Consider the following 13619-nt stretch of genomic DNA (forward strand, 5'->3'; position numbering starts at 1 on the left):
TGCAGCAGAGAAAAATGACTGCACCTACCCACGGAGAGAGACATGGCAGAGCGCCTAAATAATGACTTTCAATTCCTGGATGTCGCACGCCAAGACCCAGAGAAAAAAGATATTACTGTCCGCAAAGCAGAGTTTGTGGAAATTTATAAACCCTTTACTGCGGAAGTGGCTGCCAATCAGACCCACCGTTGTTTAGGCTGTGGTAACCCATATTGTGAATGGAAATGTCCAGTCCATAACTACATTCCAAACTGGTTAAAATTAATTGCTGAAGGTCGTATTTTCCAAGCAGCGGAGCTTTGCCATCAAACCAATACCTTACCAGAGGTGTGTGGTCGAGTTTGTCCTCAAGACCGTTTGTGTGAAGGGGCATGTACCTTAAATGATGGCTTTGGTGCAGTAACGATTGGTAATGCCGAAAAATATATCAATGATACGGCTTTTGCTTTGGGCTGGCGTCCAGACATGTCCCATGTGAAATGGACCAACAAAAAAGTTGCGATTATTGGTGCTGGACCTGCGGGTTTAGGTTGTGCTGATATTTTGGTGCGTAACGGGGTAAAACCAGTAGTATTTGATAAACGTCCTGAAATTGGTGGTTTATTAACCTTTGGTATTCCTGAATTTAAAATGGAAAAAGACGTGATGAAACGTCGTCGTGAAATTTTCACGGGGATGGGCGTTGAGTTCCGTTTAAACACCGAAATTGGTACGGACATTACCATTGAACAGTTACTTGCAGATTATGATGCTGTGTTCATGGGGATGGGGACTTATACCTACATGAAAGGTGGCTTCCCAGGGGAAGATCTGGATGGTGTTTATGATGCTCTGGACTTTCTGATTGCCAATGTGAACCGTTGCCAAGGCTGGGAAAAAGATCCAAGCGAATACATCAGTGTTGATGGTAAAAAAGTGGTTGTGCTGGGTGGTGGCGATACTGCAATGGACTGTAACCGTACCTCATTGCGTCAGGGCGCGCATGATGTAACTTGCGCATACCGCCGTGACGAAAGCAACATGCCAGGTTCTGCGCGTGAAGTTAAAAATGCCTATGAAGAAGGTGTAAAGTTTCTATTCAACCGTCAACCAATTGAAATTGTTGGTGAAAATGGAAAAGTGACTGGTGTGAAATTTGTAACCACACAAATGGGTGAGCCAGATAGTCGTGGTCGTCGTAGCCCAGAACCTGTTCCAGGTTCTGAAGAAATTTTACCAGCAGATGCAGTATTACTTGCATTTGGTTTTCGTCCGAGTCCTGCTGACTGGTTTGCAGGGGCGAATATTGGTTTAGATGGTTCGGGTCGAGTTGTTGCTATTGAAAAACAACAATATAAATTCCAAACGTCTAACCCGAAAATCTTCGCGGGTGGCGACATGGTGCGTGGTTCTGACTTGGTTGTAACCGCTATCTGGGAAGGTCGTCAAGCCGCAGAAGGTATTTTAGATTACCTAGATGTGTAAGAAGGATTTACCTCGTTCAACATTCTAGATTTATAAAAACCCACTTCGGTGGGTTTTTTGTTGGTTTATAAATCGCTTACCAGTGGTCAGGTTGACTCTTTTGGTTAATCAGCTAAGCATTTTTGCCATTTAGTGAAGGACATGACCTTTAGATACTGAGTATCTGAACTTTGCTAATGTTGAGAATTCATCATGCTGAAACAGACGACAGAAAAATCATACTTAAATCGTCCTAAAGCGCACGGAATTACTGTTCGAAAATTGCAGTTTAATCCCAAAGCCATTCGTCGCCATTATTTTGCTAACTCACCTGTGATGTCGCATTTATTGACTGCGCTGTCTTCCACCTTTCCAATAGGCGAGCAATTTTTTGTACATAGCGTGCGTAATGTAAGGGATCAGGTAACCGATGCACAGTTGCAAGCCCAAATTGCTGCATTTATTGGACAAGAAGCTATGCATTCCAAAGCACACATGGAGTTTAATCAAGCGTGGCGACGTGAAGACTATAATTTAGATCGTTTTCAAGATTGGTTGGCACGCAAAGACCATCATGTCAAAAACTTACATCCCAAAATCCAGTTGGCAATTACCTGTGCCTTTGAGCATTTTACCGCGCTATTGGGAGGATATATTTTACGTCATCCTGAAGTTCTCAGTACTTTGGAGGAAGATGCGCAAAAATTATGGGTCTGGCATGCCATAGAAGAAATTGAACATCGGTCAGTAGCATTTGATGTTTATCAGCATGTTTATGGGGATGATGCAATCCGTCGCATGATAATGCGCAGTGTCACTACAGGTTTTGCCAGTTTAACTTTTTATTCGGCTAGTCGTTTGTTTTGGCAAGATCGTAATAAAAGTTTACTGAAACTGAGAGGGAATCTTTTTGGCGGCTATTTGTTACTGAAAATGCTGATTCAATTAGCACCTGAATATTTGAGCTATTACCGAAAGGAATTCCATCCTGCGGCACATGACTATAGTCAAATTGTGAATTACTGGAAGCAGCGTTTGGTAGAGGATTATCAGATGCAAGAATTCTTGATTGAGACGGAAGCTGTGTCATGATTAAAGATCAAAGTCGGGAATTTTCTCGACTTTTTTGTTCGATGGGCGATTAAATAAATCAAACACAACGAAAATCAATTCGGTCTACAATATTTGCATTCAATAAGAAATGACATGCCAAGAAAAAGATGAGGATTGAACGATGCTGTGGATTAAAAAGAGTACGCTAGTTGTGTTGTTGAGCGGGAGCTTGATGTTAACAGGCTGTGGCTATAATACTTTACAAGTTAAAGATGAAGCTGTGACTGCATCTTGGTCAGAAGTACAAAACCAGTATCAACGTCGTGCAGACTTGGTACCGAATTTGGTGAATGTGGTTAAGGGGTATGCTAAACATGAAGAGCAAGTGCTTACTGAAGTCACACAAGCCAGAGCCAACGTGGCAGGTTTAAAAGTCGATAAAGAAGTTTTGGAAGATCCAGCACTCTTTCAAAAGTATCAAGAAGCACAAGGTCAGCTAACAGGTGCATTATCACGTTTAATTGCGGTATCCGAAAATTATCCTGATTTAAAAGCCAATGAGCAATTCCGTGATTTACAAGTGCAACTGGAAGGTACTGAAAATCGGATTGCTGTGGCGCGTAATCGCTATATCACCACGGTGCAAGATTACAATGCCTATGTACGACAATTCCCGCAGGTGATGACTGCAAAAGTCATTGGCATGCACACCAAGCCAAACTTTAGTGCGGAACAAAGTGCGCAAACTGCCCCCAAAGTTTCTTTTGATTAAACATTTAACTTAACTGGAATAAGTGAATGTATTGCTTAAAGTACCCAATCCAACAGGCTATACGTTTCCTGTTAGGTGCTTTGCTGTCTTTAATTTTCTGTTCAATCTGCTGGGCTGAAGCATCTTCCACGGTCAATCATGCAGAAGATGCTGTGATGATTGGTCAGGTTATTCAGCAGGCAAAAAAAGGCACGCAACCTTTAGATGCTCAACAACAGGCAGCATCCTCAGTACAAGTAGCAAATGATTTGGCTGATGGGCAAATGCGCCAATTGCCAAGCTTGAATACACCTGTGATTGATCAAGCCAATATCTTGTCTGATTTGGATAAACAGGCCTTGAGCCAACACATTTTAAAATTGTATGAACAAGGTAAAGCGCAAATTGGTGTGGTGATTGTGCCTACCACGGGGCAGGAAGCCATTTTTGATTATGCCATGCGAGTGGCTGAACAATGGCAGTTGGGAACGGCCAAGCGCGATAATGGCTTACTCATGGTCATTGCAATCAATGATCGTAAAATTCAGATCTTAACGGGTTACGGTTTAGAAGGGGTATTACCTGATATTGTGGTTGGGCGCATTATTCGTAATGAGATCTCGCCATATTTTAAACAAGCCCAATATGCTCAAGGCATTCAATCTGGACTCAGTGAGATTGAGCGGATTCTGAATCTAGACCCTGAAATTGCGCAACAAGCAGCACAAGAATTACAAGAGCAACAAGCTCAGGCATTACATGAACAAAACGCACGATCACAACTCTGGACCTATGCTTTAATTATTATTGTGGTTGGAGCCTTTGCATCGATGATGATGGGTAAACGCCTCAGTGCAGCGACTGCGGGTGTGGCAGGTGTGGTTGCAGGCTTGGTCAGTGGTGTAGGTGTATTGACCAGCCTCTTGGTTGGATTAGGTATTTTCTTACTGCTGGTGACCTCATTGGCGCAGTTGATCTTACAAATACTGGCTTCAGGCTCTGGACGAGGTTCTGGCGGAGGCGGCTTTGGTGGAGGTGGTGGCTATCGAGGCGGTGGCGGCGGTTTTGGTGGAGGAGGTGCTTCAGGCTCATGGTAACAAAAACAGATTCAACTCAGATAGTCACAACACCGAAATTACAGGAACATGTTCAGCCTAGTTTTAAGCGTTGGCTCAAGCACTGTTGCTATTTTTCTCATACGCACCGCTATTTCAAAGCTGCTGATTTACAAAGCATTGCAACGGCCGTACAACATGCCGAACAAGGGCATATTGGTGAAATTCAGGTGGTGATTGAAGGGCATTTACCATGTTTGCAAGCCTATCGGCAAAATACACGAAAACGTGCAGAGCAGTTATTTGCGGAATTGGGTGTTTGGGATACGGAACATAACAGTGGGGTGTTGTTGTACTTAAACTTATGTGAGAAACAGGTCGAGCTAGTCTTTGATCGTGGATTACAGCAAATGACGGGGCAAGAGGTGTGGAATTCAATTTGTCAGAATTTGGTGCAGCAATTTGGCCAACATCAGTATAATGAGGCAGTCATACACGCAATTTCTAGCATCGGAAAATTATTACAAAAATTTTATGCTGAAAAAGAAATTGAGCAAATGAATGAATTACCCAATGAGCCCATTATTCTAGATTAAGCATGAGAACAAAAGGATGAATATGATCATTATTAAATCATGATCTGTCAATTTTTGTCACTTATGTGTGTATTTTGTCAAAATTGAGAGAATAATGAGTGAAATTTATTTAAAAAAAACATGGCTAAGGTGCTGTTTTTTTGTTGGATTTAACTATAATAAATCTTGGCACATTCCGTGCTCATTATAAACAAAGCATACAAAAGCGCTTCTTGCTTTACAAAGCTTAAAAAAAACTAAACAAAACATTTGTGGAGAATGTTATGAACGCTCAAAAGGGTTTTACTCTTATTGAATTAATGATCGTAGTTGCTATTATCGGTATTTTGGCGGCTATCGCGATTCCTGCTTATCAAGATTACATCGTACGTTCAAAAGTAACAGAAGGTTTGAACTTGGCGTCTTCTTATAAAACTATTATTGCTGAAAATGCAGGTAATGGTGCGTCTAATTTAACTTTAGGTATTCCTAATTTTGCTGCGACAGATAACGTTGCAAGTATTACTCCTAATGCAACTACTGGTGCTATCGTTATTGTATATACTGATAAGGCTAAATCTGTTGAATTAACATTAACCCCATTTGATGGCAAAGAGGGTGGTACTGCTATCAAAAATAAAACTGTTCCTACAAACCAAATTACATGGGTATGTAAAGTTAAACAGCCAGCGGACAATGCAAAATATGTTCCTGCAAACTGCCGCGGTTAATTGGATTTAATCCATTAATTACAAAAGACCAGTTAAACTTAGGTTTAGCTGGTTTTTTACAGCTATAAAATTGTCAAATAGAAATGACACTATATGGATGTAGTTGACTAAAAATGTCACTTTGTGATAATAAATTGCATAAAAATATATAATAATCAGTATGTTAGTGTTTGGTATGATTCATGTATAATAATATTATTAAAAAAATGAGTAAGGTGAAAAATGCAAAAAGGATTCACTTTAATTGAACTGATGATCGTGGTTGCGATTATCGGAGTATTAGCAGCCATTGCAGTCCCAGCGTACCAACTTTATATGGTTCGCTCAAAAGTCACAGAAGGACTGGAATTAACTATTCCATACAAAACCATTATTGTTGAAAATGCGGGTGCTGGAGCTTCAGATTTAACCCGTGGACTTCCTAACTTTTCACCAACAGAGATTATTGCAGATATTAAAACGGCAAAAGATACAGGTGAAATTACCATTAGCTATACAGATAAAGCACAAAATATGCAGCTATTCCTTACTCCCTACGATGGTACGGAAGGTGTTAAGCCTATTGCTGCAACAGTGGTTCCGGAGAAACAAATTACATGGGTGTGTAGTGTAGACAAACCAGAGAATGAGAAATATGCGCCTGCAAATTGTCGAGGTCATTAATTTTAATGTTGCGTAGGATAGATTTGAAGTCGATGAAAAGACAAGGAAAGATATTGAATTAACTGATATAGTACATTCATAAGAATGAATTTTTAAGCAGTTTAATATTAGATCATGAGCTTCAGTCGATTATTCCAGCCATTATTAATTATTTCCTTTTTGTTCTTTTGCTTATCTATTTTAAATCCTGTTCATATGCGTCCTTGGCCAGGATTTTTTTCTGAGTTATTTGCTTTTATCGGTGTAATTCTTTTATTGCCTATTTTGTGGCAAAAGAAAATTGTTGTGCCTAGAATTTCACTTCCTTTTTTATTTATTGCATTTATTCCGTTAGTGCAATATGGTTTTGGGCAAATTTTCTTTTATTCAAATGCAATATTATCTTTTAGCTATCTTTTCTATTTCTGGCTTACTTTGGTTATAGGTTTTAATTTAACCATAGATCAAAATAAGCTAAATGGAGGGGATAGTTTCAATTTATATAACTTCCTTGCTTATGTCTTTATATTCTGTGGCTTAGTCTCCAGTGTTATGATGTATTTTCAGTGGTTGGGTCTTGCACAAGCATCATCTTTTATTATGAGCTATGTGGGTAATCGACCTTATGCGAATATGGCTCAACCCAACCATTTAGCTACTTTTTTGTATGCGGGTATTTGTTCATGTTTATACCTTTTTGAAAAATATAGAATTAATAAAATACAATTAGTTTTTTTGGGTGGCTTGCTATTATTTTCAATTGCATTAACCCAATCAAGAACAGCATGGTTAATTACAGTATTCATATCATTTTTTCTTTTTTATTATGTTAGAAAAAAATCACTACGGTTAAGCAAGAAAACAATTTTATATTCAATTGTTTATTTTATCTTTGTGAGTTTGGTTTTACCTTATTTGAATTCATTTCTAAGTCATTACTTTAGTATAAATTCGACTCATACTGTTTATGATCGAGCAACTACGGGCTTTGGGCGTTTAAATATATGGAACCAAATGTATCATGCTATAGTTCAGAGTCCGTGGATTGGTTATGGTTGGAATCAGACTACAGCAGCTCAGTTTAATGTCGTTGATGCAATATCGGGTAGAGAGTGGGCTACGAGCGCGCACAATTTATTTTTAGATATCTTGGTGTGGTGTGGTATTCCATTAGGTCTGTTGATTATTTTATTTTTCACATATTTCTACTTTAATCTCTTTAAAGGTATATCAAACATCGAAGGAGCTTTTGTATTTCTAATCATTTCTAGTTTTATTATTCATGCTTTATTAGAGTATCCACTTTACTATGCATATTTTTTATTACCTTTTGGTTTAATGTGCGGTACTTTGATAATCAATAAACAGCATAAAGAATTAATTATTAAGAAAATTTATATTATATACATATTTGTATTGAGTCTATTGGGACTGACGTTTATTGCATCTGAATATGTGAAAGTTGAAGATAACCTTTTTGCAGGACGATTGCATGCAATGGGGAATTTAAAATCAAATGTAGAATTGCCATATCGACTTTATTTTTTTGATAATTTCAATCAGCGTGCTCATTGGTTGGCACTTTATCCTAAAATGAAGGTTAATCAGCAGCAAATCCAAAATTCACAGTATATGGTGAAATCATATTTGAAGCCTTATGATCTCCATAAGTCAGCTCAACTTTTGGCATTTAATGGTTATTCTGATGAGGCAAGACGTCAATTGAAGATATTGCAGATAATGTATGGCCTAGAATTTTCATATCAGTCTTTACTGGATGGAAAAGAAGAGCAAGTTTTAGAAAAGTGAAATTGAGTAAAGGAAATGTTTGAATCAATGTTGAATTTAATTAGATGCTAAAAGAATATTGATTAAAATGAGCAGGACGTTGAGTAACTTGCTTGTATTGAAAGAACTCAATAACGCAGAAAAAACCAACATTTTGAATTACACTATGCGCAGTCCTGCAACTGTAGCGCCCCATGAAATTTATTCTTTCTCTACTTGCTAGTGTGCTGATTGCACTAGCTTGGCTTTTGCCTGTTCACTATCGCCCGTGGGTAACCTATACAGGTGAATTGTTTGCTTTTCTATCTTTGTTTGCGCTCACCGCCATTTTTCTTCAGCAAAAAATAAAAGTACCAGTTTTGACACTTCCACTAGTTGCTATGGCATTTATTCCATTGCTGCAATGGGTATTTGGGTTGGAGTTTTTTTTTAGTATTGCTTTAATTTCAAGCCTTTTTGTCTTTGCTTTTTGGTTAAGTGTGGTGCTGGGTTATAACTTATCTTTAACCTTAAAAGATAGAGAACAAGTATTTACGAATTTGAGTTATGTATTGTTGGTTGTCGGTACACTCTCAGGCTTGATGGCGATCTGTCAATGGTTAACGATCGAAAATCATATTCCTGGGATAGCCAATTTACGCAGTAATCGTCCTTATGCGAATTTTGCCCAGCCAAATAATATGGCCACTTTCCTAATCCTTTCGTTAATGGCGAATCTGTATTTATTCGAGAAAAGTAAGCTTAAGGCGTGGATTTTGAGCTTATGTTCATTGACGATCTTGATCGCATTGGTTTTAAGCCAGTCTAGAACCTCATGGGTGGTCTGCATTCTATTTTTAGCTTATTTCCTCTATCAGCAATATAGAGGGTATTTGCGTCTCAAGTGGTATGCAATGCTGACTTGGGTTGGTTTATTTATTGGGCTAATTTTAGTCATGCCAACCATTGACCATTGGGTGGCACAAGCTGCACATTTGGCAATTGCGGACTCGCCAACAGCGATTGAGCGGGCAAGTACAGGGCATTTGCGTTTGGGTATATGGCAACAAATGCTTTATGCCATTTCAGACCGACCATGGTTTGGTTATGGTTGGAATCAAACCAGTGTGGCTCAGGTTGCTGTAAGTGAATATTATCGCATTCCTGAATGGGTGCGAAGTTCACACAATTTTGTGTTGGATTTCTTAGTATGGAATGGATTGTTAATTGGTATACCATTTTTGGGGTATTTAATTTATCTCGGATATCGCCTAATTAGTAGAGTGAATTCTACAGAATCCGTGATTGGTATTTTGATGATTGTGGCAGTATTGGTGCATGCCTTATTGGAGTATCCACAGAACTATGCTTACTTCTTATTACCATTGGGTTTTATCGTAGGTTTGGTGCTGTCGCAGGAAACTCAACTGAAAGTCTGGACTTTAGCGCCTAAATATACACAAATGATGTTTGTTGTAGGGGGCTTGCTTTTGGTGTTAATTCATCGTGATTATATGGTTGCGGTGCCAAAACTGAATCAATCGATGCGTTATGAACATACCCCTGAAAAAATTACCAATCATGATCGCATTTATGTCTTAGATGAGCTCAGTCACAGAATTGCATGGATTCGATTGAACCCGAACACGGTATTGAGTAAAGCTGAATTACAGCAAATTCATGAGATGGTACAGTGCTATCCAACCAAATATGATTTGTTGAAATATGCACGTGTTCTTGCCTTTAATGGGGATGAACAGGGGGCACGTCACCAATTATGGTTATTAAAAGAGTTGAAACATGTCGATGTGAGCTATGAATCTTTGTTAGAACCAGCTCAATAAAAGACCTAAAAAAGCCAGCAATACGCTGGCTTTTTTATTGATTAGAGTTGGCTTTGAATATAGTTTTCAATGCCAACACTTTCGACTAAATCAAGTTGAGTGGTGAGCCAGTCCCAATACTCTTCTTCTTTCTCTAGAATTTCTTGAACCAAATCACGCGTTACATAGTCTAAGGTTTGTTCAGCCAAAGTCACAGCTGTTTTAATACTTTCAATGTTCTCTTTCACTTTGCGAATATCACAATTCAGAACTTCAGCAGTGTGTTGACCGATATAAAGTTTACCGAGGTGTTGTAAATTTGGTAAGCCTTCTAAAAATAAAATCCGTTCAATAATTTTATCGGCATGTTTCATCTGACGAATCGATTCTTTATATTCGGCAGAACCCAATTGTTCAATGCCCCAGTCATTAAACATTCTTGAGTGCAGGAAATATTGGTTAATAGCAGTTAAATGATGATAGAGCACCTGATTTAACTGGTTAATCACATCGCGATTGCCTTTCATAGCATAAACTCCATCAATCAATGCTGATTTAAAATTGTAAGTTAGACTATAACAGCCTGTTATTCTGTAAATCTTAAACAAGAAAATACTGAAAGGCGAGTGCTTTATTGAACGGCAAATGAAAATCGCAATCAAAAACAATTGGATATTAAACTAGAAAAATAAAACCCGCTTAGAGTCAAAAGCGGGGGATAGAGACCATTACATTTATAAATATTGTTATTCTTAGGCAGCGACGGCAATACGTCCCGCAATCTCTGCAATTTCATCACTAATGATGGCACGAGCTTCAGGCGCACAACGACCACAGCATGTACCAAGATCAAGCAAATCACGGATTTCGCGATAGCTTTCTGCACCATTAGCAACGGCATCTTTAATATCTTGATCTGTAATACCACGACACAAACATACGTACATGACTGCGAGCCAGATAAATTTAAATACGATAAGTAATATTATTGATAATTGTTATCGTTTGTCAATAACATTCATTTAAAAAGAGAATTATTATCATTGGGAATTTGAATAGAAAAACATCATCTGAGCGGAAATCCGAGTTCTGCTCGGATTTCACGCAAGAGATTTATATAGTTTAGAGCTAAATATTGAAGGTGGTGATTGAATTAATTTTATAAATTATTGTGGAATAATCACAATGCCATCCATCTCGACCAACGCTCCTTTAGGTAGACTTGCCACACCTAACGCAGCACGTGCTGGGTAGGGTTGAGCAAAATATTCCCCCATAATTTGGTTGACCAGTTGGAAATTAGATAAATCCGTTAAAAAGATATTGAGTTTAGCAATATCAGCCAGAGAGCCACCTGCGGCTTCACACACGGCTTTTAAGTTATCAAAAACTCGGCGAATTTGCGCCTCAATGCCTTCTACCAATTCCATACTGTACGGATCTAAACCGATTTGCCCTGAAAGATAAAGTGTTTCACCAACGAGAATTGCTTGAGAATAAGTACCAATCGCAGCAGGGGCATTTTCAGTATGAATAACTTGGCGGGACATCGATTTCTCCTTTTATATCTGAATACATCTTAAAGGATTGTATCCAGATACAGAAGCCCTATCGATTTAAATGATTAACTTGCTATAGAAGCTTCAGTCATATTCATTGGTATGGATAGACGGGTAATACGTGGAAAGCCATAGTGCATGCGTAGATCACGAATAATCTGGGCGATTTGTTTACGGTTATTCACTACAATATTGACATAGGTTTTATGGTCATAATTGCGCACCATTTCCACCCCTGTTTTAGCTTTACGGCATTGATAGATTAAATCTGAAATCTGTTCATCATCCATCTCCATATCAATGCAAAGATAGGCGGTAAAGCTAACATCGTCGAGGTCTTCGGAAGACCATTGCAACGGCATAATATTTTCAGGATGTAGATGTTGTTCATGTAACAAGTTGTGGCATCGGGCACGATGCACGATTAGTCCGCGACGTGAAAGATGTCCTTGAATTGGATCGCCTAACACGGGGTTGCAACAATGTGCATATTTGACATCAACACCCTCTGTACCTTGAATGAGACGGTCAGAGTTATGATCTTCAGCGGATTGATCTTGAGCAAATAAATGATTGGCAACCAATTGTGGTAATAAGTCACCCACTGCAATTTGCTGAAATAGACGCTCTTTGGAATCCAAATGACGCCATTCTAGCAAGTCGAGCCAATCGTCTTTGGTCAAGTCATCTGTAGAGCGATGAAAGAGTTTTAAAGCACGGTTGAGGGCTTGCTCTCCAACCAATTGCTGTTCTTCTACATCCTGATCTCGTAGGATATTTTGAATGGCACGTCGGGCCTTTTGCGTATTAATAAAGCTGAGCCAGTCTGGATTTGGCGTGGCGAGTACATCGGTAATAATTTCGATGACTTGTCCACTCACAAGCGGCGTAGATAAAGGCTTAGTTTCGCCATTAATCTTTGCTCCGATCGCATGGTTGCCTAAAAAAAGGCTTGCTGAATAAGCAAAATCGACGGCAGTTGCACCTTGTGGTAATTCATGTAATTGCCCGTGTGGGGTATACACCCAAATTTTTTCTTGATGTAGATAGTCAAGCAAATCATTAAACGTAGTTTTGGCACAACTGCTATCTATCAGTACGTTTAAGTTCTGCATAGAGGCTTGAATAGCTGAGCGACAAGCTTGAGGGGCATTTTCACCCAAGACCACACCAAAACGCGCAGCTTTACGCATCAATTCGGTCTGTAGGGTAAGGGAGAGCGTGGTTTTCTCGCCTTTGAGGCGCAGCATGAGTGACTGGTTACCACCCGGCAATGGTCGTCGAATATGGTCTTGATAAGACAGAACTTGGAAATGTTCTTGTAAAATTTCGGCAAGATTATCGCAATCCGCAATGCTTTGCAGAATAATTTCAAAAGCATGACTATGAGTCAGTTCTTGCAAATCAATGTCGTTTTTAACGAAGTGACGAAGTAATTCAATGTTGTTATTTTTCTTTTTAATTCGCCCACTGATTTGATTCTGTTGTAACAGTCCAGTCAGATTTTTTTCCCATAAAGCTTGATATTCACAGCGTTTGGGCTTGGTTTTAAGTAAGGCTTCTTGGACATTATTAAACATGTCTAAATCAAGATTTTGATAACAGAGATGTTCAAGATTATCAGCCATTTCATTCATGCCCACCAAACGAGCCATCGGCACGAACACATCAAACGTTTCTTGAGCAATTCGAGCGCGTTTATCTGGGCGTAAAGACTCCAGTGTGGTCATATTATGATAGCGGTCAGCCAATTTAATAATAATGACACGTGGGTCTTGTAGGGTAGCTTGTAAAATTTTTCGGAACGAAGCAGCTTTGTTATATTCTTTATCACTAGAATGGCTGAGTTTGGTGACACCGTCGACCAGTTCTGCCACAGTTAGTCCAAATTTTTCTTTAATATCTTCTTTGCTAAAATCGGTGTCTTCAATCACATCATGTAGCAATGCAGCCATCAGAGTTTCTGCATCTAAACGCATGTGTGCCAAAATGCAACTGACGGCAATCGGGTGCAGTATGTATGGCTCACCACTTTTCCGCGTAATTCCATCATGCGCAATATCGGCATAATCGCAGGCCGCAAGCACTCGTTCGACTTCACTTTCATTCAGATAAGCGTCGATAATCACTTTGAGTTGTTGTTTGGCTTGGCTGACTTCTGCGCCTGGCATATAACACCTGTACCTATACCATGAGGAATCTATTCGTTAGTTCAATTTT

The 13619-nt window shown here is 39.1% G+C and carries 13 protein-coding genes; 9 read left to right on the forward strand and 4 right to left on the reverse strand.

The features are described 5' to 3' along the window. The first annotated feature begins 42 nt into the window (after positions 1-42). The 9 genes from C3F34_RS08195 (at position 43) to C3F34_RS08235 (ending at position 9861) form a co-directional block, all read left to right on the forward strand. A complete protein-coding gene (locus tag C3F34_RS08195) occupies positions 43-1464 on the forward strand; it encodes an FAD-dependent oxidoreductase (RefSeq protein ID WP_044739690.1) in 1422 nt (473 codons plus the stop codon). Between the two features lie 192 nt (positions 1465-1656). Beyond that, on the forward strand, positions 1657-2535 hold the full coding sequence (locus tag C3F34_RS08200; protein WP_044739689.1) for a metal-dependent hydrolase: 879 nt from the start codon (positions 1657-1659) through the stop codon (positions 2533-2535). A gap of 142 nt (positions 2536-2677) precedes the next feature. Next, on the forward strand, positions 2678-3268 hold the full coding sequence (locus tag C3F34_RS08205; protein WP_044739688.1) for a LemA family protein: 591 nt from the start codon (positions 2678-2680) through the stop codon (positions 3266-3268). A 26-nt stretch (positions 3269-3294) separates the two neighbouring features. Continuing rightward, on the forward strand, positions 3295-4344 hold the full coding sequence (locus C3F34_RS08210; RefSeq protein WP_104441388.1) for a TPM domain-containing protein: 1050 nt from the start codon (positions 3295-3297) through the stop codon (positions 4342-4344). Then, positions 4338-4898, forward strand: coding sequence for a TPM domain-containing protein (locus tag C3F34_RS08215; protein ID WP_044739686.1), 561 nt, complete (start codon positions 4338-4340; stop codon positions 4896-4898). Before C3F34_RS08210 ends, C3F34_RS08215 begins: the two co-directional genes overlap by 7 nt. 263 nt (positions 4899-5161) lie before the next feature. Continuing rightward, complete coding sequence (locus C3F34_RS08220) at positions 5162-5608, forward strand: pilin (protein ID WP_104441389.1); 447 nt, start codon at positions 5162-5164, stop codon at positions 5606-5608. Positions 5609-5830: 222 nt separating this feature from the next. Continuing rightward, the gene (locus C3F34_RS08225; protein ID WP_044739684.1) at positions 5831-6271 is read left to right on the forward strand and encodes a pilin; all 441 of its coding nucleotides are present in this window, start codon (positions 5831-5833) and stop codon (positions 6269-6271) included. Positions 6272-6385: 114 nt separating this feature from the next. Further along, complete coding sequence (locus tag C3F34_RS08230) at positions 6386-8059, forward strand: PglL family O-oligosaccharyltransferase (protein ID WP_104441390.1); 1674 nt, start codon at positions 6386-6388, stop codon at positions 8057-8059. 173 nt (positions 8060-8232) lie between these two features. Then, positions 8233-9861 carry a PglL family O-oligosaccharyltransferase gene (locus C3F34_RS08235; protein WP_044739682.1) on the forward strand — a complete coding sequence of 543 codons (1629 nt, stop codon included), beginning with the start codon at positions 8233-8235 and terminating at the stop codon, positions 9859-9861. Positions 9862-9902: 41 nt separating this feature from the next. Here the strand turns inward: C3F34_RS08235 and bfr are convergent, their stop codons facing one another. From bfr to C3F34_RS08255, 4 genes are all read right to left on the reverse strand, one after another. Then, positions 9903-10367 (reverse strand): heteropolymeric bacterioferritin subunit Bfr, encoded by a 465-nt coding sequence (gene bfr / locus C3F34_RS08240; RefSeq protein ID WP_016168691.1) that lies wholly within the window; start codon positions 10365-10367, stop codon positions 9903-9905. 225 nt (positions 10368-10592) lie between these two features. Further along, entirely contained in the window at positions 10593-10787 is a 195-nt protein-coding gene (locus C3F34_RS08245; RefSeq protein ID WP_016168690.1) for a bacterioferritin-associated ferredoxin, read from the reverse strand. A gap of 219 nt (positions 10788-11006) precedes the next feature. Continuing rightward, positions 11007-11390, reverse strand: coding sequence for a RidA family protein (locus tag C3F34_RS08250; protein WP_044739681.1), 384 nt, complete (start codon positions 11388-11390; stop codon positions 11007-11009). Between the two features lie 74 nt (positions 11391-11464). Beyond that, the gene (locus tag C3F34_RS08255) at positions 11465-13570 is read right to left on the reverse strand and encodes a RelA/SpoT family protein (RefSeq protein ID WP_104441391.1); all 2106 of its coding nucleotides are present in this window, start codon (positions 13568-13570) and stop codon (positions 11465-11467) included. Between the last annotated feature and the right edge of the window lie 49 nt (positions 13571-13619).

Origin of the sequence: Acinetobacter sp. ACNIH2 (genome assembly GCF_002934965.1) — a bacterium.
Classification (GTDB): domain Bacteria; phylum Pseudomonadota; class Gammaproteobacteria; order Pseudomonadales; family Moraxellaceae; genus Acinetobacter; species Acinetobacter tandoii.